This is a genomic window from Rhodococcus sp. ACS1 (genome assembly GCF_002300155.1).
Lineage (GTDB): Bacteria > Actinomycetota > Actinomycetes > Mycobacteriales > Mycobacteriaceae > Rhodococcus_F > Rhodococcus_F koreensis.
Genome location: NZ_NSDZ01000003.1, coordinates 323,505 through 348,710, shown reverse-complemented (window position 1 = coordinate 348,710; position 25,206 = coordinate 323,505). Strand labels below are relative to the sequence as shown.

Below are 25,206 nucleotides of genomic sequence, written 5' to 3'. Positions count from 1 at the left end.
GTCGTTACGCGTGACGCTGCGAGAACGCCCGGGAAGAACTAGGAGTTCTGTTCGTCATGTGTTTGCTCGACCATCCACGCCGCGATCTGCGCCCTCGAGGTGAATCCGAGTTTTGCAAGGACATGCTCGACGTGCCCTTGTGCTGTGCGTTGGGATATCACGAGTTTCGTGGCGATTGCTCTGTTTGTGAGTCCCTGTGCAACGAGAGCGGCTACTTCCAGCTCCCGTTTGGTCAGAGTCGTCGAATCTGAGGTTGAAGCTGGCGACGCTGTCGGGAACTGCTCGTCGAGCGCATAAGCAAGGGCTTCCTCGTAGCCGAAAGCCTCGCCTTGCGCGTAGGCCGATTGGAATGCCCGGTCACCGAGCACTCGACGTGTGCGGCGTTCGCACTCCTCGTGGTAAAGAAGAAGATTCGGAACAATGGCGGTGCGGCCGCCGACCTTCTTCCCGAGGGACTCGGCGCTTCCCAACAGTATGGCGGCGCGTTGCGCCCTTTGATCACCCGCAGCGATCCACGCCAGCGCTTCCAAGCACCATGCAGAGGTAAGAGGGTCATCCACGACTCGCGTGAGTTGCAGGCCTTGTTCGAGCAGTGTGGTGGCGCGAACAGGGTCACCTTGCTGTGCAACCAGCATTCCAAGGATCCACAGTGCATATGACCGGTACACAGATTCGCCGCGAGGCTCGGCGAGTGAAAGCACCTCCTCGTGACATGCGACCGCTCGTTCAATGTCCCCGTTCAGTCCGCAGGCCAGTCCGAGTCCGAGCAGATCGCCAATCACTCTGTGAATGTTGCCGACCTTGCGGAAGAAGTTGACAGCGGACTCGAAACAGGCGACGGCATGAGTGAGGTCCCCGGCGTACAGCGACAGGCGCCCTTCATCGGAGGTGACGAGCGCACCCATCTCGTCACCGCCGATCTTGGTTGCGACGACGCGCGCCTCTTCGATGCGAGCCGCAGCTGCGCGGAGGTCCCCCTGTACTCCGGCTAACATGCTGTCGGCGCAGAGCGCTTTGACTCGTCCGGTACTTGGTTGGTCGCCCTGACTGGCGAGGGCGAGGTCAAGCCAATGTCTTCCCTCACCCAAAGGACTACGCAAACGCCAGAACGGATAGAGGGCAGCGGCGATCTCCACGCCCGACTCCGATTCAGTCGGATCTGTCATCGAAAATTCGAGTGCCTCACGAAGATTCGTTTGCTCTCGCTGCAATCGCGTTATCAGCTCCACTTGTGACGGGCTAATCCATTCCACCTCCGCCCGCAGCGCCATCCTTTTGTACCAGTCGCGGTGGCGACGCCTAAGCTGCGAATCCTCCCCTGCCTCCTGCAACTTCTCACGTCCGTACTCGCGCAACGTCTCTAGAAGCCGGTACCGCACGACCTTGCCGGGCTCCTCACGGATGAGAATTGATTTGTCGACGAGCGAAACTACGTGATCGAGCAATCGTCCGGAATTCAATTCGTCTGCGCAGATTTCCTCCGCCGCATCGAGTTCGAATCCTCCTGCGAACACTGACAATCGGGCCCACAGTTGTCGTTCATGCGTGGTGCACAGTTCGAAGCTCCAGTCCATGGAAAGGCGCAGAGTCTGCTGACGGCCTGGCGCAACCCTGCTGCCACCTGTTAGCAATTTGAATCGGTCCGTGAGACGCTGCAAGATCTGCGTTACCGACATCGCTCTGAGCCGCGCCGCCGCCAGCTCGATGGGTAGCGGGAGGCCTTCCAAGCGGGAGCATATTTGGGCGACCGCCAGCTGGTTGTCCTCAGTTAGCTCGAAACCCGGGAGTGCGGCTGCAGCCCGCTCGGCGAAGAGGGTCACGGATTCGTATCGCGGAAGACTTCGTAAGGAAACTGAACGGTACGGATCCGGTACCGCCAGCGGGGGAACTCTCATTGCGGATTCGCCGCCGATACCGAGCGGTTCCCGGCTCGTGGCCAGGATACGCAGGTCCGAACAGGATGTGAGCAGTGTTTCGACGGACTTCGCGACCTCGTCAACGAGGTGCTCACAATTGTCCAGGACCAACAGAAGTTGTCGGTCCCTGAGATACTCGGCCAGCATTGTCAACGTCGGGCGAAATGATTGTTCTCTAAGTCCCAGACCGGTAGCGATGGTGTCCGGCACGAGAACGGGGTCTCGCAGGTCGCCGAGTCCTACCAGCCAGACTCCGTCACGGAATGCGCGCTTCACCTCCGCCGCAACCCGCAAAGCCAACCTTGTTTTACCGACTCCTCCAACTCCTGTCAGTGTTAACAGGCGGGAGGAGGACAGCAACCGTCTTGCCTCTGCTACTTCATGGCGACGACCGACGAAACTAGTCAGTTCTAGGGGCAAGTTTCCTAAATTGCTCCGAACGCCGGCTGCCATCCCATCGTCACTCTCGTCGAGATTCTTCACACAACGGTACCCGTTGGCGCCTTCACCTGGCATGGGTTGTCGGACTGTGCCCGCCGGAATTACAGTCCCTATTGACTCGGCTGGAAATCTCCGTCCTGCGCATCGGATTGTCCCCACCGGCGCCGGTTGGATCTCGTGTGAATCGGCCCGCCTACATCATTGGTCGGTGATGCGCGACCTCGTGTGGCGCGTCGACCCCGTTCGTCCTGGGATTCGCCTTGAATCTAGGACCATCCCAAACCGTCCTTGCGCTGGCGCGTAGCGGGCGTACATGCTTGTTTCCCTCCGGGGTGGTACGGCTCAGCCGCCTTGACGAAGACATCCAGATCATGGGTCAGCCCTGGAACAACAGCAGCGCGAAATCGCCGGCAAGCACGCCAGGTCGACGAAGTTGCCGTTCACCCACTTTCGTTGCTGAACAGCAATACTCCGCCGCGGATCGCCGGTAGTGGAGTAGGTGACTGCCGATCATGAGGATTCGCTTTCAAAGTCAGTCGATCCTGGGCAATGACTGCCAGACCATGGATAACGGTTCGACGCGATCGTTCGTAGGGCCAACTACAACGTCGCGATCAGCACCACCGCGGAGGCCGGAGTGGAGCAGTGCCGCATCCGTCAGGGAGCGTCTCCACCCCGTAGGTTGCGACATCCCCGCAACCTGCCGGAAGGTACCCGCACGCTCCGCGGTCCGTAGGGAGGCGATGGATGGGGACAGCACCCTGGACCGCTACCGAACTCACGATGGGCCTGCGGTACCATTAATACTATGATTGGACAGGCACCTGGCATCGTTGTGCGCCCCCGGAGGCGACGCCATGCCCGCTAACGCCGACGATTCACGGGCCACGCCTGTCCGCAAAGGTATTCACGAAGACCGAGTCCCTCGTCGGCGAACCAAGAGCCGGCGATCCCACAAGGCTGCCGTTGAAATCGCCCAGCTCATCGTCGATGACATTACCGATGACCGACTGGCGCCGGGAACACGGTTGCAGAGCGAACGAGACATGGTCGCCCGCTTCGAGGTGGGTCGCGGAACGCTACGTGAGTCGCTGCGATTCCTGGAGATGAGCGGGGTTCTGACAATGAAAGCTGGGCCCCAAGGCGGCCCCTTTGTTGCGGATCCCGATGCCCACGATCTCGCCGGCTCCCTCGGACTGTTCCTGCAGCTTCGAGCCGTGCCCTTCAGTCAGATCATCGCAGCCCGCGAGATTCTCGAGCCGGAGTTGGCAGGGCGGGCCGCCGTAGGTGCGTCAGAGGAAATCCGAGAGCTCATCGCGGACTCCATAGCTGGGATGGAAGCCTTCCTCGACAACGACGAGAACTTTCGCGCGGAAAACGACCGGTTCCACGCTGCGATCGCTACCGCAGCGGGGAATGATCTCTTCACCCTCCTTATCGTGTCGCTTCACCAGATCACCGATGGCATGCCGTTGGGTGTCAGCTACTCGATCGAGAATCGCGCCGCTGTGCTCAAGGCACACGTCACTATCGCTGACGCGATCCGTGCTGGCGACCCCGAAGGCGCCCGGTGGGCGATGCGCCGGCATATGCGCGAGTTTCATGAGTTCGTAAAACGGCGGTATCCGGAGGCCTACGAGCGGCCCGTGAAGTGGCGTGACGTTGCGCAGTAGAACGCGGGTCTCGTTGCCGCATCGCGAACTGGCGTGATCCGTGTGTTCGCGTGAATTCTCGGTGTTGTAGACGAATGACGAGGGCCAAATTGACGCCTGAGCTGCTGCATCCTCGCGAGACTGCGGTCGATGGCAGGCAGGCCGCGGACTACCCCTTCAGCGAATACGGCCTCGCGCGGTTTCGTTTCACCTCCGCGCGGCGGGGTACCGCGCTGCGTCTCGTCGCGAGGAAGAGGGTGAGAACGAAACCGAGGACAAGCAGCGGGACGGTCGCGAGGAAGGTGCCGGCGACGGTGTCCGAGAACGCTTCCAGGACTGGAATCTTCACCGCGGGCGATAGAGATGCGATGGTATCGGTCTTGGTGAGATCGAACTCGGCCGGCAGGGCCGAATGGTTCAGCGCAGTGGTCAGTCGCGGGTTGAAGGCGTGGTTGAACGCAGCCCCGAACGCTGCGACACCGAAAGCTGCTCCCATCGAGCGAGAGTATGTGACCATGGCGCTGACCGCGCCCAGGTCGGCGGGGTCGACGGCGTTTTGGACGGCAGCCATGATGACCATCGGCACCATTCCGATGCCGATACCGACCACAGCGAAGTAGAGGCCTAGTACCCAAGCGCTGGTGTGGGCGCTGAGGGTGGCCAGCAGAAGCAGTCCGACAATGTTCAGTGCCATGCCCGCAACGAGGCAGAGTTGCCACTTACCGGTACGTCCGGTCCATCGGCCGGCGAGCGCTTGGCTGATGACGAGGCCGAGGACAAGCGGGAGCATATGTACGCCCGAGAGTGTTGCGGAAACGCCGTGCACTACCTGCAGATAGGTGGGCAGGTAGACCAGCACACAAAACATCGCGAAATTGGCGATGAAGCCGACGAGTGCGGCAATGGATACCGTTGTGGTCGTCAACATGGGCAGTGGCAATACCGGTTCGGGTGCCCGGCGTTCGGCCGGAAGGAGGACGAGGAGCAAGACCACGGCCGCCGCCGCAAGGGCAATGGTGCGGGGGGAGATCCAGCCCCACTGATCACCAAAGGAGACGATCAGCACCAGGCAGACCGATAGGGCCGCGAGAATCGTCGCTCCGAGGTAGTCGATGGGACCAGTCCGGCGCTTGGCGCCCGCGGGTAGGTTCCGCGAAGCGAGTAGCAAACCGACCAGGCCGATGGGGAGGTTGATCAAAAAGGCCCAGCGCCAGGAGAGTTGGTCGGTGAATACGCCTCCCAATACAGGACCGAGAATGCTGGCTACGCCGTAGACGCCACCGAACATACCTTGGTATCGGCTCCGGTCCTCCGGACCGGCCACATCCCCCACCAGTGCAAACGTGAGGACCAGCATTCCGCCGCCGCCCAAGCCCTGTAGGGAGCGTGCCGCTACGAGCTGAATCATGTCCTGGGCCAATCCGCACAATCCGGATGCGACGAGGAACACGGCCATGGCAACCAGATAAAGGCGTCTGCGGCCGAACATGTCGCCGAGCTTTCCCCACAGCGGTGTCGATGCCGTTGTCGCGAGGAGGTAGGAGGCGCTGACCCAGGCGATGTACGCGAACCCGCCCACGTCGGAGGCGATCGCAGGCAGCGCGGTTGAGACGATCGTCTGGTCGAGGGCTGCGAGCAAAACTGCCATTATCAGCGCGCTCATGGCAAGACCTGCCGATGGCACTGTTCCGGCGTGCTCGGCAGAGTTCTGTGCGGGTTCCGTGGACGACGGAGTAGGCATGATTACCTCGGATCTGCAATGAAGGGCCTAGGGCACCTGCCTGACCAAGTCCGTCTCCCGGAGGGACGCAGGCGTTCCCCAAACGTTTCTAACTAACTGGTTGTTTGCCAGAATAGCATCCTTACAACCAACCGGTTAGTTATCAAATGTGGTCTTTCGCACACAGCCCGTCCACGATCACCGACCGGCCACGGAGAAATGCTAGAGACTCGGACACACCGTGTTGGCGTGGATCAACGCGGGTCTTGCGGTCGCTCCGTCGAGCCGGAAGCCTGGTTGCGTTCCGGTGCGGGATGTTCGGAGCCGACCAGGACGTCATCGAGGAAGGTGGACGGCACCGGTTCCCAATTGCTCTGCCAGTGGCCGTTTTCGACGTCTTGTCTCAGCTCACGGACGAGTGGGGGGACGTGTGGTCCACCGTCGAGCAGGTACTGCCTCAGGCCGATGCGGGCACATTTCGCCACGACTGCTGTGAGGAGGTGTTTGGCTTGCTCGGTGCGTCCTGCGGCGGCGAAGGCCTCCACGAGGAGTCGCTGCGCGTCAAGTGCAGCGCGTGGCCGGCCTCGCCCCTCGAGCGTCTGCACCCATTGGCCGGCCCAATCGCAGGCGAGTGCGAGCGTCTGCGGTGTCGCGTTGGGCTCGAAAAGGAGGAGCTGGATCGCGGTTGCTTCCTCGAGCTGGACGGTGGTTTCGTCGAGGCTGTCGACGGGAGTTCGGCGATGGGAATAGGGCGTAGCTACGATGCCGTCGAGTCGTTCTCCGGTCATTGGATGGAGGAGGATTCGTTCGTAGTCCATCCGCGCCTGTAGTCGTGGGAGTCCTCGGGTGATGGCGATGCGTGTGCCTTCGTCGAGGTACCGTTTCGCAGATTCGCTGTCGTTGCGCAAGGCCTTGATCCGTGCCCCGGTGGCATAGCGGGCCAGCATGAAATCCACGACCCCGCCTTGGTCACGGATTTCGTTGCTCTCATAAAGCAGCGGTTCCGCTTCGGTGATGTGACCTTGTTCGTAGAGCAGTTCGGCGAGGAGCGCGCTGGCAAGTCGCGCAGCCCGGGATTGGGTTCCGCCCAGGGTGGCACCCAAACGGAGCGCTTCGCGAAACTCGGCCTCTGCTTCGGCGAGGGCGAGTTTTTCACGGTGCGCGAGACCAGCGAAGCAATGCCCGAACATCACGCTGAAGGGGCCCGTTGTGCGATCGTGGTACGGACCCGCCCAGACTTGACGATCGATCGCGGTGTCGAATCGGAACTGATGGATGTCGACAAAAGTCGCGATGTCGGCGGCGGCGGAGACGACCCATGGGGGCAGTCTCCCTGGATCCCTCAGGCATCGGGACATCAGGTCGTCGACGCCGCCTATGCGATCCGATTCGATCGCGATGTGTCCTTGGACGACGTCAGCTTCTGAGCGCAATTCGGCGGTGTCGTGGTCGGTGCCCTGGTTCGTCTCGAGCAACCGGTAGACGCGGGCGAGTGCTGCGCGTGCACGGTGCGGCTGGACCATGGTGCACTCGGCCCACGCGGTGGTCAGTTGCAGTCGGGGACTGTGCTCGACCAACCCTGGGGGCAGTTTGGCGATCAACGCCAAAAAGCTCGCCATCTGGGCGTGTTCGAGCATGGACATGCCGTCGCGTTCGAGCAGGCGGACGGCTGTGGCTTGTTTTCCGGCCGCCAATGCATGATCAACCGCCTCACTGAGTAGCCCCCGGGTGCCGAACCATTCGGCGGCGATTTCATGCAGGGTGACGACGCGGTCGGGTTGATCTCTTTCGAGCCTTTTCTGGAGAAATTCCGCGAACATGTGGTGGTATCGGAACCACTGTCCTTCATCGTCGAGCCTGTGCAGGAAAAGGTCTCGTTCCTCGATGTCTTCGAGTATGGCTTGGCCTCGGTGGGATCGGGTCAGGACGGATGCCAGTGAGCCGCTGATCCGCTCGGTGACCGAGGTCGCCATCAGGTAGTCGAGCGTCTGCGGTTCGAGGGTGTCGAGCACGTTGTCCGCGAGGAACTCTCCGATGGAGTGATGCCGGCCGGACAGGTGTCCGATCAGCTCGCCGGGATCGGTGGTCTTGCGCAGCGAGAGCAAGGCCAATTGGAGTGCGGCCGCCCACCCTTCGGTGTTCGCCGATAGTTCGGTGATCGCCATATCAGGGAGTTTCAATCCAGATTCGGCGAGAAAGGCTCTCGACTCGTCAGGGCTGAAACGCAATTGGCTGGCATCTATCTCGGTCAATTCATCGAGCACACGCATACGGCTGAGTGGAAGCCCCATCTGGGTTCGGGTGATCACGATGATCTGCAGGTGGTGGCAACCGTTGTCGATCAGGAAGGCCAGGGCGGCGACGGTGTCCGGGTTCGTGACTCTGTGCCAATCATCGATGACCAGGGCGATAGTCCCTTCGGCCTGGTGAATCTCGTTGATCAAGGATGTGAGAATGTAATGTTCCGCCTGGTCTCCGTGCTCTTCCAGGGTTAAACCCATCTCCCGGGCGAGGGCCGGCCGCACTCGCCGTATTGCCTCGATGAGATGAGACAGGAACCACACCACATTGTTGTCATCGCGGTTGACGGTCAGCCATGCGCCAGCCACGCCGTCGTCGGCCAGATTCTCGCTCCATTGGGAGGCGAGAGTGCTCTTGCCGAATCCTGTGGGTGCATGAATGACGGTCAGTCGCCGCGGTTGGCCGGCGCGCAGGGTGTCGATGAGTCGGGTGCGTGGGACCAACTCGTGAGGAGTGTTGGGCGGGCGGAACCGGGTTGCCGGGGTAGGTGGAGTCAGCTGGGCGACTCGCGCTGCCCGGTCGCCGTGTTCGGCAGGTATCTCCTCGGGTGTGCGGAGATGAGTCGGCAGAGCCATTTCGTCGACGGGGAGGTGGTGGTGGGCCTGGATTTCCCGTAGTTCGTTTCCGAAGGTCGATGCCGTCGGGGGGCGTTGATCAGGATCGCCCGCCATCGCGTGTTCGATGGCACTGCTTACGTCGTCGGGTATCCCTCCCCCGCGCAGGTCGGGTACGGGTTGGGTGGTGATTCGCAGGAATTGGGCGACGAGTTGTTCGCCGCTACGCCGTTCGAAAGCAGCATGGCCGGTGATGGCGCAGAAGAGGGTCGCGCCGAGGCTGTACAGATCCGAGACCGGGGAGGGTGGTTGCCCGTGCAGCACCTCGGGGGCGGTGAAGGCTGGCGACCCGGTGATGGTGCCGGCCGCGGTCTGGAATCCACCGCTGATCCGCGCGATGCCGAAATCGGTCAGCTGTGGTTCGTTGTAGTCGGTGAGCAGAACATTCCCTGGTTTGACGTCACGGTGCAGTACACCGAGGCGGTGTGCCGTTTCGAGCGCCCCGGCGAGCTTGACGCCCAGGCGCAGCGCCTGTGCCCATCCGAGGGGGCCGCCGCGGCGGATTCGGGTGTCCAAGGAGCCGAGCGCCCGGTACTGCATGACCAGATAGGGGCGATCACTCGCTGTCGTCCCGACCTCGTGGATATCGACGATGTGAGGGTGACCGGACAGTTGGCCCATGGCGAGCTGTTCACGGACGAACCGTTCGCGATCCGCGGCGCAGAAGTCGGCGGTCAGTACCTTGACGGCGACGGTGCGGTTGAGGGCCGACTGCTGGCAGCGGTACACGATGCCGAATCCCCCGCGCCCGATTTCCGTGGCGTCGGTGAGTCCGACCGCAGCAAGTTCGGCGACGATGCCAGGGATCGGGTCACGCTGTGTCGTCGCCAGTGGTTCTGAGCCAGCCATCGTCGTCCTCGGCGCGAACGTGAACCGTGCACATCTGTGTAGCCATCTCGTCACCTCTCGCCAGTTTTCTCAGCATAGTTCCGATAAGTTCCGGTTCCGATGGGTCCGCGCTGTGCTGCCATCGCCGCCGGCCGAGAAGGATCAGACCCCACGGCGGGGTTGAGCCGTACGAGTCTCGCTTTACCCGCACGGCGCGTCGCCTACGGCAAACACTCACCCGGCCTCGACAGCGCTGGTGTCAGCGGCCTGGAATGCGCGAGTTTCGTTGCGGCCGTGGTTTGCACTGCTGTTCTCTCGGCGGCGAGAGAGGCCACGGTGCTTCCCCCTGGCCGCGACTCGACCCGGTGATGAGCAGGCCTACCCGTCAGACCGTTGATTCGTCCGGGCCTCTAGAAGGCACCCTTGATGAGGCCACCGTCGACGCGGATCGTGGCGCCGCTGACGTACTCTGCGTAGTCGCTGCAGAGGTAGGCCACTGCACCGGCGATCTCGTCGGGGTAACCAAAACGACCCCGATCGTTGGGGATGAGCGAGTTGACCGCGTTGGGTTCGATTTCTTCCCACGTCTGCCCCCAGCCGCGAGCAGGCCCAATGCTGGTCACCAATTCCTGTGTTGCCTCCACCAGGATCGCGCCGGGCGAGACGATGTTCGACGTGACCCTGGTGTCCTCGAGTTCGCGTGCGAGTGAGACCGCCAGGTTGTGTCGTGCTGCGAGCGTCGCGTTGTACTGCGGGTGCGTGTTCATCGGCTGCAGGGCGAGACCACCGCCAATCGTGATGACGCGTCCCCAGTTCTGTTCACGCATCTGCGGCACGAGACGCTGGATCATCCGCACACCGGAAATCACATTGGTGTTGTAGGTGAACGCCCATTCGTCCGGTGTCGCGTCCGCCCACGACAGGTGTCGGTAGAAGCCTGCATTGTTGACCAGGATATCGATCGGACCGCCGGCGAGAGCCGTCTGTGCGACCGCGTCCGCACCGGGGTCGGTGGCGAGATCCCCGAGCGCTACCACGGCAGCGCCGCCGGCGTCACGAATTGTGTCGGCGACCCTATTGGTGCGGGCCTCGTCACGGCCGTGAACGATGACGGTGGCGCCCTCTGCCGCCAGAAGCTTGGCGGTCGCCTCTCCTAAGCCGGCGCTCGAGCCGGTGACCAGGGCGCGCTTTCCGGTGAGATTCAGTTCCATGTTTCCTCCTGTTGAGTGGGTCGTAATCGGTGCGCCGACCAGGGAGATGGCGCTCAGGGTGTGGTCCTCGGAGTTTCGGTGCTCGTCGCCGGAGATGGGTGCAATGAAGCACAAGTGGGTGACGGCTACGGACCAGTGGGAAAGTCTGCTGCCCGACTCAATGCTGCCCACTTGTCGGCCTCTGCGGCGCGTTCGACGGACGATTTGTGTGCCATCTCGACGGCGCCGGCTCCGAGCAACAGCCTTCTCGGGGGATCGTCGGATTCGACGACATCGATGATCACTTTCGCTGCTCGTGCTGGATCGCCGGGTTGGGTTCCATCGTTCTCGCGCCGGTAACTGTTGACCGCGCCAACGGTGTGCTCGTAATCGGCTCCGACAGAGGGTAATTGCATCGACGACCCCTGCCAGTCGGTGCGAAACGCTCCTGGTTCGACGATGAGCACCTTGACACCGAATGGCTGCACTTCGTTGGCCAGTACCTCGGAGAATCCTTCCACGGCAAACTTCGCCGATTGGTACGCGCCCAGACCGGGAGTTCCACCAACACGTCCGCCGACGGAGGAGAACTGCACGAAGAAACCTCCGCGTTGCTTCCGTAGGACCGGAAGGGCGGCGCGGGTCACATTGACCACACCGAAGAAGTTGGTTTCGAGCTGGTTCCGGAAATCCGTGTCATCCATCTCCTCTATCGGAGCACTGTTGGCGTATCCCGCGTTGTTGACCACCACATCGAGCGCGCCGAACTCGACGACAGCGAATTGGACGGCAGCGCGCGCCGCCGCGGCGTCGGTGACGTCGAGCTGGAAGATCCGCCCACGGTCGTTGTCACCGACAAAGGTCAGATCCGCCGGGCGGCGCGCTGTTGCGACTAGGTTGTCCCCTCGATCGAGGACAGCCTTTGCGAGGTCGCGGCCGAATCCGCGTGAAGCTCCGGTGATAAGCCAAGTCTTCGCCATAGTTCTCTCCTCCACCTTTAGTAACTGACTAGTTGGTTATGCCTTTCCATCACACACCCGCCTACCAGGCGGGCCACTCCCGACTGCCCGTCGACCCTCGCCGACAGCTGGTCGGCAGAGAAAACCGGCGCGACTGCCGGGCCGCAGAACGAGAGGTGGATACGGTCCGATGTCCGGGAAAGGAGTGTTCGACCGGACATCGGACCGGGATCGTGATCGCCCGTCGCGGGAACGCGACAGGGCGGAGCGGGAAGCACTCGCCTGCGCCTGGTTGAGACCCGAGTGCCGATATCGAGACTCGGACAGGAACACTGCGTCTTTCCGATTGGCGTACATGACGCGCCCGCACAACACGACGAATCAGAACGCCGATCGGATCGTGCCACCGTCGACGCGGATCGTGGCACCGCTGATGTATTCGGCGTAGTCGCTGCAGAGGTAGGCGACCGCCGCGGCAATCTCGTCGGGGCGACCGAAGCGGCCGACGTCGTTCGGCACCCATTCGCTCGCCGCGGCGCGTTCGATCTCGTCCCATGATCCGCCCCATCCGTGTGCGGGTGCGATGCTGGTGACGAGCTCCTGCACCGTGTCCACAAGGATGGCCCCGGGCGCCACTGTGTTTGAGGTGACTCCCGTGCCCTCGAGGTCGCGCGCCAAAGATACGGCCAGGTTGTGCCGGGCTGCGAGGGTGGCGTTGTAGTGGGGTTGCACGGCCATCGGCTGGAGGCCGAGACCACCGCCGATCTGGACCACCCGACCCCACCCCCGTTCACGCATGCCGGGAACGAGCCTCTGGATCATTCGGACCCCCGATATCACGTTGACGTTGTAGGTCTGCGCCCAGATCGCCGCGGTGGCCTCCGCCCAGCCGACCTGGTCATAGGCACCGGCGTTATTAACGAGGATGTCGATCGGTCCGTCGGCGAGAGCGACGGCGGCGACCGCGTCAGCTCCGTCGTCGGTAGCAAGATCTCCGACCGCGACACTCGCCACGCCGTCAGCGGAGCGAATTTCCTCCGCAACCGCCTGCGCACGAAATTCGTTGCGTCCGTGCACCACGACGCTAGCGCCTTCGGCGGCGAGCAACTTCGCGGTGGCCTCTCCCAGACCCGTACTTGATCCGGTGACCAAAGCGCGTTTACCAGTGAGTTTCAGTTCCATTTTCGATGGTCTTCCTTGAGGCAGCGCCTGAACGGCTCGATATCTACAACCGTATACTTAGCCGAACCGAATGTCTACATCCGTATACTTCAGCGGTAGACTGCTTGTATGAGCCACGACGGGGCGGACCTCGCCCGGAGCAGCACCCCACCCAAGCGAGTACGCAACGCCGCCGCTACCCGGGAGGCGATTCTGCGCTCGGCGGTTATCGCTTTCACGCGGCACGGATACGACGGCGTGGGCGTGCGTGAGATCGCGCAGTCGGCCGGAGTCACTGCGATGTTGGTCAACCGTTATTTCGGCTCGAAGGAACAGCTCTTCACCGAGGCGGTCGATACCGCTTTCGCCCCACGAACAGTGTTGTCGGACAACCCAGCAACGCTTGCCGGTGATGTAGCCGCACGCCTGGTCGAGCGCACGGCACCAGAATCCGAGCATCTCGACCCCTTTCTGCTGATGCTTCGCTCCGCCTCGAACCCCCGGGCGGCGGAGATCGTGCGGGCAGGGGTGGAAAGGCACGCCGGACGGTACTTGAGCGAATTGCTCGAGGGTCCGGATGCGGACGAGCGCGCGATGCTGGCGCATTCGGTCATTGCGGGGTTCTGGCTCATGCGAAAGATGCTGGGCAGCACCGCACTCGTTACCGCCGATCCGGACGAACTCACCCGCCGACTCGAAGCGCTGCTGGTGATCGCCCTCTCCCCTTCCAGAGAGAAGTGACCAGATCGTCGTTCAACCACCACCGACGTCCACTCGAGATTCGCCGGCCGAGGCATCCCCTTCTCACCGACATCTTCGCGCCAGCAATTCGCGGGCCCGCGATGTGGGCGCATCGGGCCCGTCACACGCAGTGGCCCCCTAGCGACAGCAGCGTATATGTCTCAATTTTATTGCACTGCAGCTTATTCGGTTTGTCCTGAATCCGTGCAGCCTCGAACCGAACTAGGCCGATGTGATAAATCTGTCTCCAAATCTGTTCAGATTAACTGTATAGTTTTGCTTATGAAATCCGGTTCGAGCCGTTCGTCAGCGGCCGTTGATCTCGATCTAGCCATCCAGCGACTACGCGGTCGCATTCGGTCAGAGTCGGGGCTCGACAACTCTCCGTGGAGTCGGAGCCAGCTATCTGCTCTGGACCGGATCGTGCACGGCCCGCCGAGTACCGCGAGTGATCTCGCCGCGGCGGAATCCATGCGTCCACAATCGATGGCCGCGGTACTGGGCCCGATGGAACAGGAGGGCCTCGTGGTCCGGCACCGGGACCCCGAGGACGGCCGCCGCATGCTGATCGCAGCTACCGAAACGGGCCGCGAAGTGCTGCAGTCGGTACTCGAACTGCGCAATGCGTGGTTGACCGCCGCCGTGGATCATGTGTTACGCCCGGAAGAGTACGACGCACTTCCGGTGCTGGTCGATATCCTCAACCGGCTCGCCGACTGCGAGGTCCCACCGGTCGCTCGCCGCGCCGGTCGCTCCAGGGTGGCCCTTCTGTGAGCCCGGCCGTGCATACCCAGCAGCCCAAACCCATGCAGGCTGAGACGCCGAGTTGGCGTCTGATCACTCCGTTGCTGTTGGGCTCGGCGTTGAACCCGATCAACAGTTCGGTCATCGCGACCACCCTCGTGGCGGTAGGAAGCGCTTTCGGCGTCGGGTCGGCTGCTACGGCGAGTTTGGTTGCGGCGCTCTACCTTGCGAGCGCAATCGGCCAACCCGCCATGGGAAAACTCGCCGAAGTGTTCGGACCACGACGGGTGTTTCTCGGCGGGCTCGTGCTCGTGGCGCTGGGCGGGGTGCTCGGTACCGTCGCAGTGAATATGCCGATGCTCGTTGCCGCCCGCGTGGTGCTCGGAGTCGGGACCTCCGCCGGATACCCCACGGCGATGATGATCATCCGGGCGTGGTCGCAGGAACGACCGGCCGGCCGGACAGGAGGCGCCCTCGGGGCCCTGGCTATCGCAGGTCAGGTGACCGCGGCGGTGGGACTACCGCTGGGAGGGCTTCTTATTGCCATCGGCGGCTGGCGAGTGACGTACGTGATGAACCTGCCGTTGGCGGCCATCGGGTTGATCTTGACCCTCGTGTGGGTGCCGCGGGATCCGAGAACGGGGAGGACGCGATGGGCATCGCTCGTTCGGGATCTCGATCCGGGCGGGTTGATCCTGTTCGCCGGAACGATCGCCAGCTTGCTGTACGTGCTGGGCAACCTCGAGCACCCGAACTGGGTTGTCGTCAGCCTTTGTGGTGTAATGCTCATTTGCTTCGTCCTGTGGGAACTGTGGGTAGGCAAGCCATTCATCGACGTCGGATTGATCGCACGTAACCGCGCCCTGACCGGCACATACGTTCGGGTGGCGGTGACGTTCTTGTTGAACTACACGATCTTGTTCGGACTGACCCAGTGGCTTGTGGAAAGCCGAGCGCTGTCGGCAGGACAGACTGGACTCGTGATGCTGCCGATGTCGGTGATCGCGATCGTGATCTCGATGCCATTCGCCCGGCGGAACCTGATCAGGTCGTCACTCGTGGTGACGGCGATCGCGGCGATCGTGGGTACGACAAGTCTGCTGACCTTCACGACGAATACACCGATGTGGGTACTGGTCGTCGTTCCCACGATCTTCGGCATCATGTCTGGCCTCGGCATGATCGGCAATCAGGCCGCACTGTACCGTCAGGCCCCGGCCGAGAATGTCGGAGTGGCCGCCGGCCTGATGCGCACATTCATGTATCTCGGTGCGATCTTGTCGTCCGGTTTGATCAGTGTCTCGTTCGGTGACAACGCCACCGATGCGGGATTGCATTCGATTGTCATCGCCCTGATCGCACTCGCACTCGTGCTTGCGGTGCTCACCGCGACAGGTCTACGTCGTCTAGGCAACTTCTCCCCTCCCAGCTAGCTGACCAAATCCGATGGGCGGTACCGCGTTTGCGGTACCGCCCATCAGGGTTGTTTCAGGCGATCACTGAATGTGCGGAGCCTTCGAACCGGCAGACAGGACGCTCCGGGGCAGCAGGTCCACGAGGTCGTCATACGGCCACGGGCCCGTGTTCTCGTCACGGAAGATCGTCCGTGTCTCGACCGGATGGGTGTACAGACCGACCTTGCCGCCGCCGGTACGGAAAACGCAGCCGGTGACCTCCGACGCGGCTTCGGATGCGAGGTAGAGGACGATGGGAGTGGTCAGTTCCGGATCTGTGCGCGCCTCTTTCGCTTTGGCTCGCTTGGCGCTCATCACTCCCTGCTGGATGAGAGCGGCGTCCCGCTCGCTCGCATCCTGTGTCATACGAGTGGCCGCGAACGGTGCGATGGCGTTGACCGTGATCTTGTCGTGCTGAAGTTCCCAGGCCAGGTCGTAGGTGAGGCTGGTGACACCGCCCTTCGAGGCGGCGTAATGTGCGTTTCCCAGCGGTGCCGCCCACTGGTTCGACGTGGTGTTGATGATGCGCCCGTACCCGGATCGTCGCAGGACGGGAATAGCATGGCGGCAGATGGCGAACGTGCCCTTGAGGTTGACCGCGATGGTCGCGTCGAAGTCCTCTTCGGTGATGTCTTCGATCATCTGTTGCCGAACGATGCCGGCGTTGTTCACCACGATGTCGAGCCTGCCGAACTCATCGACCGCGGTGTCGACCACCCGGCCCGCACCCGCCCAGTCGGCGACTGATTCGTAACTGGCGACCGCCTCTCCACCGGTGCTGCGGATCGTGTCAACCACTTCATCGGCGGGTCCGTGTGTGGACCCGACGCCGTCACTGTCTACGCCGACGTCATTGACGACTACTTTGGCCCCCGCCGCTGCCAGAGCCAGTGCTTCACTTCTCCCGACGCCGCGGCCCGCGCCGGTCACGATTGCCACTCTTCCGACGAGCGGTCCGTCTGTACTCACAATCATCCTGCTTTCGTTGTTACGGTGCCGGTACTCCGGCTGGGAGGTCGATGAATTCGGCGGCGAACCACGCCATCGCGTCTTCGAGCGCTTCGAGGCTCGGGCTGGGAAGATCGATGAGGAACTCCGTGGCGCCGGCCTCGCGCCAGCGCGCCATCTGTTCGATGCACTTCTCACTGGCTTCACGACCGGGTTCAACGCTGGGGGCTGACGGTTGCCCTCGGGGCGCGCGCCCTCCGAGCGGAGCCAAAGGAACGATGATTCGGAATCCCGGTGGCAACTGTTCTTCGCGGGCAGCGGCTAGTCGCGCCACCGTCGCGGTGACCTGGTCGGGTGTGAGGGCCCACGGTGTCCAGGCATCGCCGAAGCGCACCGCACGGCGCAGGCCGACGAGGCGATCGCCGCCGATCCATACTGGCGGGCGGGGTCTCTGCACGGGTCTGGGAAGACACACCAGGTCATCGATGTCGACGAATTGGCTGTGTTGGGTCGTGGGGTCGCCATCCCACAACGCGAGGACTGCTCTGAGATAGTCGTCGGCGATGTCACCACGATGCTCGAACGGGACGCGAGCGGCGTGGGATTCGTACTCTCGCCGACCTACCCCGAAGCCCGCGATGATCCTGCCGCGGGAGAGGACGTCGAGTGTCGCGAAGGCCTTGGCGGTGATCAGTGGGCTACGTAGGGGAATCTGGTAGACGTGCGTGGCGAATCGGATGCGGCTGGTCAGCGCTGCGAGGTAACCAACGGTGCCGATCGGATCGAAGAAGCGTGGACTCCCATAGAGGGCCGATTCCGCGGCGGCGATGGCGGCGTGGTCCCCGACTGTCACGTAGCTGTAGCCCAGCGATTCGGCCTTGGTCACTATTCTGGCCAGGCCTTCGGGGTCCGCCGTATCTTCCCAGGGCTGGAGGTTGATTGGCTGCACGATCGGTGTGAAGAAGCCGAAGCTCGACGTCAGGGTCTCGCCAAGCCGAGCAGGGTAGGACCGGTCGCCAGGCCGGGATGCTGTTCGCCCGAGGTGGCCAGCGGTCATTCCGCGGGTGGGATCGGTGCTGGGGCTCGACATCACGAGAGGATCGGCACCACGGCCGCGAGTTGGGAGGACTGCGTGTGGCTGCTTGAAGGACTGCGACCGATAACTTGTGCCGGGTCCTCGCTGACATGGCGATCGTTCATCCTGTTACGTCCATTCCTCGCTTCCGCGTGTTGCGGGGCAGTATTCGCTATCCGAATGGCTGGGACACCTACCGAGCGCGCAAACACTTCGGCTTCGTCTGCAGCCATGATCGTGGTCGGATCCTGCACAGACACGATCTCGCTGTAGACAGCGGCGGCGGTCAGCCCCGCCGCCTCCACGAGTGCGAGAGCTTGACGGGCGACCATCGCCTCACCGTCGCCGTCCCGCGGTCCCGCTACCACCGGCAGCAGGTGCCCCGGTCGTGTGAAATCGTCGGCCTGCGCGCTCGGGTCCGCGATCAGACGTGCGGTGCGGGCTCGGTCGTGCGCGGAAATTCCTGTGCCTACACCGTATCTCGCGTCGACTGACACCGTGAACCCACCCTGGACTGCCTGACGGAAGCTATTGTGCATGGGCGGCAGGCCCAGCCGGTCCGCGACGTCCGCTGAGATCCCGACTCGCAGATACCCGGTGCCGTGTCGAACAGCGAATGCCATCAGGTCGGTGGTGGCGTATGCCGCACCGAACACCATCAGTCCCTCGTTTCGGAGGGCATCGAGAACGACTACCGCTCCACCGCAGGCCAGCCAAGTCGCTGGATCAGCGATAGCGCGCTGGCCAGCAACCCTGAGCCGGGTCATCGGCCCAGCGTTCCGCTGACCGTGGCATGCGTGCCGAAGGTACGTCGGTGGTAGGTCAGGGGGGCACCCTCCCCGAGCCCGACCGCATGGACCAGTCCGGTGACGATGAGATGGTCACCCCCATCGAGAAGATCGGCTGTAGTGCACCGAAAGAATGTGCTCGACGCTAGCCGCGGAACACCGTCGTGCCAGTGCCAGTCAGTGGAGGTGAAGTCTCCCTTTCCCTTCCTGGCGAACTTCTTTCCGGCATCCTCGGCCTCGGTCAACAGGATGTTCACGCCGAACGCGCCGAACTCCCGCACTGCTGCGAGGAGGCCGGATGCGCGGTCGAGAGCAATCAGGATCATCGGCGGGGCCATGGACAAGGAACAGAAGGCGCTGACGGTGGTCCCGTACGGTTCACCTGCGTAGTCACGGGTGGTGCCCACGGCTACCGGGGTGCAGATGTTGCCCATCGCTTCCCGGAAGAGGTTCTCGTCGATTAGCTTCTCGACGGCAGTAGTGCTCATCTCGACCTCCCTATCGCCATTCATACAGCACGTTATCCGCGCAGACCGGCCTCTACGAGGAGCGGATAGGTTTCGTTTCGGAATCGCGTCATGTCTTCGATGTATCGAGGGAAGGACATCAGTACACCGTCCAATCCGCAGTCGGTCAGCGTGCTGAGTGTGTCCACGACCTGTTCGCTGGTACCGATAATCGGGAAGCCGGCCCAGCCTCCGATGAACTGACGCTTGATCTTCTCGAGAGCCTGCGGTGGGATCGATTGCGAATTCAAACCCAATGTGGACACCAGGTTCTCGGCCGCTTCCCAATCACCCTTCACATCGACGTAGTAGTCGTGGAATGTGTGGGCAGCCTTTTCGGTTTCGTCTTGGACCACGTATGAGTTGGTCCACACCATGATCTCCCGGCCGTACTCTTCACGTGCCAGCCGCTTGAACGCGGCGACCTCTTCTGCCATTTCCTCCATGTCATATTTGGGTGCGATGAACACGACATCGCAATACTTGGCGCCGAAGTGACGTCCCGCAGCCGAACCACCGGCGTTCATGACCACCGGGTGCGGCTTCTGGATAGGGTGAGGTGCGATCGACGCATCGACCACCCGGAAGTACTTGCCGTCGAAATTGACCGGCTCCTCGCTGGTCCACAGGGCTTTGACGATCTGGAACCACTCGACAGCCAGGTCATATCGCCTGTCGTGCTCGAGCAGCGGGGCGCCGAACATCTCGATCTCGGGCGTGTTCCACCCGGTGACGATGTTCAGCGCGAAACGCCCATTGGTGATGTGATCGATCGTGGCCGACTGCTTCGCCGCCATCACCGGATGGATGGTGGAGACGTGAGAAGTGGCGAAGACACCGGTGCGTTCGGTAACGGTACCCACACCCGCAGCCCAGGTGAAGCATTCGAAACCGGCCCCGTTGAAGTTGGACGGACCACCGAATCCGCGCCACCTTCCGACCGGCACGACCGCCTCGAAATTCATGCCATCGGCCAGCTTTGCAAGTTCGATGGTGTTGGGCCACTCAGCTTGCAGTACCCCGTCGATGGTCGAGATGGCGCAGCCGCCCTGGAGGTTTGTCGAGAACGTGCCCAACCGCAGCTTGCGGTCGCTGTAGACGGGGTTGCCGGCTTCCCGGAGGGAGTCCGCACGGGTTGTGGTCATGATTTCGTCCTTCGTCGGCGACCGTTGCCGGTCGAGAGATGGTGAGGTGAAACGCGTCCGGCGGCACGGCCGGGATGCTGACGAATCGTCTCGGCCGAGACGTGGTGGGCCGAGGTGGTCGTCTGCAGCGCACAGCTACGGGCACACACTCACTGCGTCGATCATCACCTTATTCCATATGTTGTGGCACAACGTTTTACAAGCCGTTCATAGATCGAGGACGAGTTCATCCGATGCGCAGCTGCCGACGCAGATGATCATCGCCTCCCCTTCGGCACGCTCCTGCTCGGTCAGCACGGTGTCTCGGTGAACAGGCACACCACCGCACACCTTGGTGATGCACGTTCCGCAGAATCCCTCCTCGCAGGAGTACGGAACCTCGGGTCGGACAGCCTGAACGGCTTGGAGCAGCGTCGTTCCGTCCTCGACTTCCACGGTGCGATCGCTGCGCGCCAGCCGGACCCGGAAGGGACGATCATGCCGGGTCGCGTCGACGTCCTCATCGCTTCCGGAGGCCGGAGCCCCGAACAGCTCGAAGTGAACGGACACGTCCGGCCTGATCTCGGCCGCAAGGGCACGAAGCGCATCGAGCAGAGCCGTCGGTCCGCAGCTGTACACCGCGCCACCGACGCCGACGCCTTCGAGGATCGCCCGCAGGGGAAGCAGTCCCGAATCGACCTCGGGGACCACGTGGACCGTCGAATCCGCCCGAGCACCGAGCGCGGTCAGGTCTCGGGTGAACGCCATGGTCTCCGAAGACCTGCCGCCATAATGAAGGGACCAGGGCACCTGCCCGCCGGCAACCTCCCGCACCATGCTCAGTATCGGCGTCACGCCGATGCCTCCGGCGATGAAGACGTACGACTCGGCAGGCTCGAGCGGAAAATGATTCCGAGGCCCCCGGATCCACAGCTTCTGCCCCACCATGACCGAGTCGTGGATCTCGGCAGATCCACCTCGGCCGCTATCGTCGCGGAGCACCGCGATGGTGTATTGACTGCGGTCCGACGGGTCGCCGCACAGCGAGTACTGGCGAATTAGCCCCGAAGGTAGCGTGACCTCGATGTGCGCGCCCGGCGCCCATTCCGGCAGATCCGATCCGTCGTCGCGAACCAACTGCAGGGAAATGACCTTCTCGGCTTCCCAACGAATCTGAATCACTTTGGCCAAGTTGAGCTCAGCCGTCGCAGCGCCTGCCATAAGCACCTGGACCTCCTGGTCGAACGTGGTGACGAGCCGCCGTGTGCCGGAGGTAACGAATGGCGTCACCTGTGGTTGGCATCACGTTGGTCTCATGAATAGCCTAATAATGGGATACGAAGGGGTCAATCGCCAAAGCGACGGGATAAGTGCTGGTCGACACCGCAGCTTGGCGCGGAGTCGACCCGCAGGACGCAGGGGAGGCAACGTCGCAGTTCACAGCATTTATCGCCCGGTGCCCAGCCGTTGCATGCACCGGGAGAGGGGAAGCCCGGGCCGTGAACCGCTCGCCCGCTCCGGGAGGCAACTACCATAATGATAGGACCGTGTTGGAGAATGGAGTGGCCATGATCACCGAAGTGAACGACCACGGACTGGATAGTCCCCCCGAAGCGGATCGGCAGCCACGGAGGCGACCGACGACACGGCGCGCATACAAGGCTGCCCTGTCCATCGCCCAGCACATCGTCGACGACATCACCACCGGCAGGTTGCGCCCGGGCACCCGACTCGACCGCGAGCGCGAAATGTTGGTTCGCTTCAACGTGGGACGCGGTACGCTGCGCGAGGCGCTGCGCTTCCTGGAGATGAGTGGCGTGATCATGGTCAAGGCCGGACCACAGGGCGGTCCCATCGTCGCGGAGCCGAATGCCCACGACCTCGCCGGCATGCTCGGGTTGTTCTTCCAACTTCGGTCTATGCCGTTCAGCGCACTGGTCGACGCACGCGAGTTGCTCGAGCCCGAACTGGCCGGTCGAGCAGCGGAATTCGCAACCGAGGATGTCGTACAGGAAATCGTCGATTCGGTGCGGGGCATGGAAGCGTTCCTTGCCGACGAGGAGAATTTCATCGCCGAGAACGACCGATTCCACGACATCGTCGCCGCTGCGGCCGACAACGAGATGTTCGCGTTGCTGGTCTCGTCGCTGCACGCGATCACCGACGGGATGCCCCTCGGCATCAGCTACCCCATCGAGCGCCGAGAAGCGGTGTTGCGTGCGCACTCGGCCGTGGCCGACGCGATTGGTACGCACGACGCGGAGGGTGCCCGCTGGGCAATGCGCCAGCACATCAAAGAGTTCCACAAGTACGTCAGGACTCATTTTCCCGATATCTACCGGCAACCCGTGAGGTGGCGCGACATTGCCGACTGACACCCTACGAACGGGTGCCCGGCGCCCTTTCACGTCACTGCGGGTACGCAACTTCCGACTGTTCTTCCTGGGCCAACTCGTCTCCTCTACCGGACAGTGGATGCAGACCCTCGCACTGGCCCTGTTCGTCCTCGACGAATCCGGCAGCGGTGTCGCGCTCGGCACGGTGACCTTACTGATGTATCTGCCGCTGCTGGTGGTGGCTCCCTGGATCGGTGCAGCGCTCGAGCGGTTGCCGCTCCGCAATGTATTGCTCGTGTCCCAGGCGGTACAAGCGGCACTGGCGGCGATCCTGTGGTCGATGTCCGCGATCGGCACTCTGACAGTTCCGTTGGCGTTGACCGTGGCTGCCTGTTTCGGGCTCGTACAGCCAGTAGACAACCCTGCCCGGCGAAGCTTCGTGTTCGAGATGGTTGGCCGCGAACGAGTGGCAAATGCAGTTGCGCTCAATTCGACGCTGATGACGGCGTCGCGGCTGGTCGGCCCGGCGATCGCGGGGCTGCTGGCCTCCACGGTGGGTTTATCCTGGTGCTTTCTCGCCAACGCACTCTCCTACCTCGTAATTCTCGGCGCACTTTCCCTGATGCGAACCCGGGACCTGCACACCGAGCGAACCGTCGCCGGGGCACAAACAACCGAGACGTCGTCACACGCGTCCGTGCTGGACGGGTTTCGCTACGCCCTACGCGACCCCCGGATTCGGTGGCCGCTAATACTGACGGCGGTGGTCTCACTGCTGTTGCAGAACTATCCCGTTCTGCTTCCCCTGCTCGCACACGAACGCATGAGCACGGGAGCGTCCTCGGCCGGTTTGTTGTTCAGCGCACTGAGCGCGGGCAGCCTGCTCTCCGCATTGACGGTGGCGGCCTTGGCGCCGACGGGGACGCGGGTGGTGGCAGTGTCCGCGCTCTGTTACGGAATCGTGGTCGCTGCTACATCTTTCACCTCAGGTATGGCCGTCCTGGGAATGCTCTTGGTCTTGCTCGGTGCTGCGGATCAGGTCTTCTCCTCAACGGCTAACGCGACATTGCAAATTCAGTCGGATCCGCGCTACCGGGTGAGGGTGATGTCGCTGTTTTCCGCCTTCTTCATCGGAATGCAAGGGGTCAGTGGCGTCCTTGTAGGAGCCCTCGCCGACCTTTTCGGACCGACCGCGGCCATGACGGTCGGCGGCGTCGGGGCGATCGTGGTGGCCGCGATCGTGTTGGGGGTCAACCGGCGGCGCAGACCGCCGCAGGACCGCGGAAACAATGAGGCTCGAAGGACCAAACCAGCATCGCCGTAGTCGATCCGGTTTGCCACTCGGGTGGACTCCGAGTCGAGCTCCTCGCCGCCGTGAGGCACCCGGCGTTACACGTCATCGCTCCGTCCTCGTCTTTCCCTGCCGTCCGGGGACGTTTCGACATCGAAGACATCACGTCCCAGCCGGTGCAACGCAAGGGCGAGGGCCAAGCGGGTCCGCCCCTGAGCAGTTCGGAATGAGTAGCCGAGTTCTTTCTCCAGACGATCGCAGTGAGCCTGCACGGTCGAATGATGTAGTCCCAGCTCGTGCGCGGCCGCCCGCACCGTCGTGTTCAGCTCCATCGCCTCGAGTACCCTGCGAGCGATGTTCGAGGACGCGGTCGCTGTGCCGATCGCAATCGCATCGGGGTGTGGCACAGGGCTCGCGTCGTGCGCTCGCACCAGCAGCGAGAGGGCACCGAGGTCCCGATAAGTCACCGTCTCACCGGCACGCGAAAGCCGGAGTGCGACAAGTGCCTGGTCAAAAGAGTCGGCGAGTCGCTCGACGGTGACGGTCTCACCGATCCCGCAGGTTCCGGTGACTGGCTGCGGACAGTCCGCTCCCGCGACGATCGCGCGAACACCTCCGAACCGGGTGCCGACCACCGCATCGATGTGTGTCACCCCGATCGGCGCCGGATCGGTGGAGATGACCGGCATTACGATGAGATAGATTTTCGAGCCGGCCTCCAGGCCGAGGCGGCGGGCGATCGCCAACTTGGTTCCCAGAGCGGCTTCGCGGTCGAGGAGCGCCTCGAGTGCACCAGCGTGGTCGGGGACTGTGCCCATGGTGCGATCGATCGTGATCTGAATCGACGAGGCCAGCCGATCGAGGACGGTCTCGTCGTTGATACTGGTCTCGGTGTTCCGCTCCACCCACACCACGCCCCCGTCCAGGTCGCCCAATGGGCGCCGAGTCCACAACGCCAGTTCTTCGGCACTGGGCATCTGCGTGATCGGGGTGCCGCGTGAATCCACGCGTCGCACCAACCGATGTGCGGGATACACCGCGCCCACAGCGCAACCGGTGAGATTTGCTGCCGCGCGCATGAGCGCAGAAATGCCGACTCGTCTCCGAATCAGCCCATCGAATTGCGTGATGATGCGTAATGTCTCGTTGACGTCAGTGTCGATACCATCAACCCGGCCGAGCAACTCACGCATCCGGCCGACTTCCGCGCGTGGCTCCTCAGTGGCGGCCTTATCGCTGCTCATGCGATCCCGCCGTCGACCATCCTGGTCGGTTCCGCCCGCCGGCGGGACGACGTGCGGAATAGGGGCTCGGCGGCGTGTGGGTTTCGGTCGTCGATTATGAACATCCGCGCTACCTCCAGCGATAGTGATCTATGCCACTCTATTCGCCACTCGGCGGGGTGTCGCCCGCCACT

At 62.9% G+C, this 25,206-nt stretch carries 19 protein-coding genes; 6 read left to right on the top strand and 13 right to left on the bottom strand.

What is annotated here, in order from left to right:
• Nucleotides 1-38: 38 nt before the first annotated feature.
• Complete coding sequence (locus tag CJ179_RS12125; protein WP_095861652.1) at nucleotides 39-2,369, bottom strand: LuxR C-terminal-related transcriptional regulator; 2,331 nt, start codon at nucleotides 2,367-2,369, stop codon at nucleotides 39-41.
• Nucleotides 2,370-3,214: 845 nt separating this feature from the next.
• Between CJ179_RS12125 and CJ179_RS12120 the strand changes: the two genes are divergently transcribed.
• A complete protein-coding gene (locus CJ179_RS12120) occupies nucleotides 3,215-4,030 on the top strand; it encodes a FadR/GntR family transcriptional regulator (protein WP_095861651.1) in 816 nt (271 codons plus the stop codon).
• Between the two features lie 148 nt (nucleotides 4,031-4,178).
• On the opposite strand, the gene CJ179_RS12115 is transcribed toward CJ179_RS12120, so the two are convergent.
• The 5 genes from CJ179_RS12115 to CJ179_RS12095 all read right to left on the bottom strand — a co-directional run bounded on the left by CJ179_RS12115 (nucleotide 4,179) and on the right by CJ179_RS12095 (nucleotide 12,803).
• The gene (locus CJ179_RS12115) at nucleotides 4,179-5,672 is read right to left on the bottom strand and encodes an MDR family MFS transporter (RefSeq protein ID WP_095861650.1); all 1,494 of its coding nucleotides are present in this window, start codon (nucleotides 5,670-5,672) and stop codon (nucleotides 4,179-4,181) included.
• Between the two features lie 311 nt (nucleotides 5,673-5,983).
• Nucleotides 5,984-9,493, bottom strand: a complete 3,510-nt coding sequence (locus CJ179_RS12110; protein ID WP_095861649.1) for a serine/threonine-protein kinase — start codon at nucleotides 9,491-9,493, stop codon at nucleotides 5,984-5,986.
• 389 nt (nucleotides 9,494-9,882) lie between these two features.
• Nucleotides 9,883-10,683 carry an SDR family NAD(P)-dependent oxidoreductase gene (locus CJ179_RS12105; protein ID WP_095861648.1) on the bottom strand — a complete coding sequence of 267 codons (801 nt, stop codon included), beginning with the start codon at nucleotides 10,681-10,683 and terminating at the stop codon, nucleotides 9,883-9,885.
• Between the two features lie 125 nt (nucleotides 10,684-10,808).
• The gene (locus CJ179_RS12100; protein WP_095861647.1) at nucleotides 10,809-11,642 is read right to left on the bottom strand and encodes an oxidoreductase; all 834 of its coding nucleotides are present in this window, start codon (nucleotides 11,640-11,642) and stop codon (nucleotides 10,809-10,811) included.
• Nucleotides 11,643-12,002: 360 nt separating this feature from the next.
• Nucleotides 12,003-12,803, bottom strand: a complete 801-nt coding sequence (locus CJ179_RS12095) for an SDR family NAD(P)-dependent oxidoreductase (RefSeq protein ID WP_095861646.1) — start codon at nucleotides 12,801-12,803, stop codon at nucleotides 12,003-12,005.
• Between the two features lie 108 nt (nucleotides 12,804-12,911).
• On the opposite strand from CJ179_RS12095, the gene CJ179_RS12090 reads away from it, so the two are divergent.
• From CJ179_RS12090 to CJ179_RS12080, 3 genes are all read left to right on the top strand, one after another.
• A complete protein-coding gene (locus CJ179_RS12090) occupies nucleotides 12,912-13,523 on the top strand; it encodes a TetR/AcrR family transcriptional regulator (protein WP_095861645.1) in 612 nt (203 codons plus the stop codon).
• 156 nt (nucleotides 13,524-13,679) lie between these two features.
• Entirely contained in the window at nucleotides 13,680-14,297 is a 618-nt protein-coding gene (locus CJ179_RS12085; protein ID WP_306454238.1) for a MarR family winged helix-turn-helix transcriptional regulator, read from the top strand.
• Between the two features lie 32 nt (nucleotides 14,298-14,329).
• Nucleotides 14,330-15,700 (top strand): MFS transporter, encoded by a 1,371-nt coding sequence (locus tag CJ179_RS12080; protein WP_218834809.1) that lies wholly within the window; start codon nucleotides 14,330-14,332, stop codon nucleotides 15,698-15,700.
• A 63-nt stretch (nucleotides 15,701-15,763) separates the two neighbouring features.
• Here CJ179_RS12080 and CJ179_RS12075 read toward each other — a convergent pair whose 3' ends face one another.
• The 6 genes from CJ179_RS12075 to CJ179_RS12050 all read right to left on the bottom strand — a co-directional run bounded on the left by CJ179_RS12075 (nucleotide 15,764) and on the right by CJ179_RS12050 (nucleotide 21,344).
• Nucleotides 15,764-16,690, bottom strand: a complete 927-nt coding sequence (locus tag CJ179_RS12075; RefSeq protein WP_095861709.1) for an SDR family NAD(P)-dependent oxidoreductase — start codon at nucleotides 16,688-16,690, stop codon at nucleotides 15,764-15,766.
• A 19-nt stretch (nucleotides 16,691-16,709) separates the two neighbouring features.
• A complete protein-coding gene (locus CJ179_RS12070; protein WP_095861643.1) occupies nucleotides 16,710-17,759 on the bottom strand; it encodes a TIGR03619 family F420-dependent LLM class oxidoreductase in 1,050 nt (349 codons plus the stop codon).
• Nucleotides 17,759-18,511, bottom strand: a complete 753-nt coding sequence (locus CJ179_RS12065) for a 3,4-dihydroxy-2-butanone-4-phosphate synthase (protein ID WP_095861642.1) — start codon at nucleotides 18,509-18,511, stop codon at nucleotides 17,759-17,761. The genes CJ179_RS12070 and CJ179_RS12065 overlap by 1 nt, the downstream gene beginning before the upstream one ends.
• Nucleotides 18,508-19,020, bottom strand: a complete 513-nt coding sequence (locus CJ179_RS12060) for a flavin reductase family protein (protein WP_095861641.1) — start codon at nucleotides 19,018-19,020, stop codon at nucleotides 18,508-18,510. Before CJ179_RS12060 ends, CJ179_RS12065 begins: the two co-directional genes overlap by 4 nt.
• A 32-nt stretch (nucleotides 19,021-19,052) precedes the next feature.
• Complete coding sequence (locus tag CJ179_RS12055) at nucleotides 19,053-20,114, bottom strand: LLM class flavin-dependent oxidoreductase (protein ID WP_179377570.1); 1,062 nt, start codon at nucleotides 20,112-20,114, stop codon at nucleotides 19,053-19,055.
• A 276-nt stretch (nucleotides 20,115-20,390) separates the two neighbouring features.
• Nucleotides 20,391-21,344, bottom strand: a complete 954-nt coding sequence (locus CJ179_RS12050) for a PDR/VanB family oxidoreductase (protein WP_241031379.1) — start codon at nucleotides 21,342-21,344, stop codon at nucleotides 20,391-20,393.
• Nucleotides 21,345-21,661: 317 nt separating this feature from the next.
• Here CJ179_RS12050 and CJ179_RS12045 point away from each other — a divergent pair, with 317 nt between their 5' ends.
• Both CJ179_RS12045 and CJ179_RS12040 read left to right on the top strand, forming a co-directional pair.
• Nucleotides 21,662-22,537: a FadR/GntR family transcriptional regulator gene (locus CJ179_RS12045; RefSeq protein ID WP_143548893.1), complete on the top strand. Its 876-nt coding sequence runs from the start codon at nucleotides 21,662-21,664 to the stop codon at nucleotides 22,535-22,537.
• Nucleotides 22,527-23,822, top strand: a complete 1,296-nt coding sequence (locus CJ179_RS12040; protein ID WP_095861638.1) for an MFS transporter — start codon at nucleotides 22,527-22,529, stop codon at nucleotides 23,820-23,822. The genes CJ179_RS12045 and CJ179_RS12040 overlap by 11 nt, the downstream gene beginning before the upstream one ends.
• A 65-nt stretch (nucleotides 23,823-23,887) precedes the next feature.
• On the opposite strand, the gene CJ179_RS12035 is transcribed toward CJ179_RS12040, so the two are convergent.
• Nucleotides 23,888-25,033 carry a helix-turn-helix domain-containing protein gene (locus tag CJ179_RS12035; RefSeq protein WP_143548892.1) on the bottom strand — a complete coding sequence of 382 codons (1,146 nt, stop codon included), beginning with the start codon at nucleotides 25,031-25,033 and terminating at the stop codon, nucleotides 23,888-23,890.
• Between the last annotated feature and the right edge of the window lie 173 nt (nucleotides 25,034-25,206).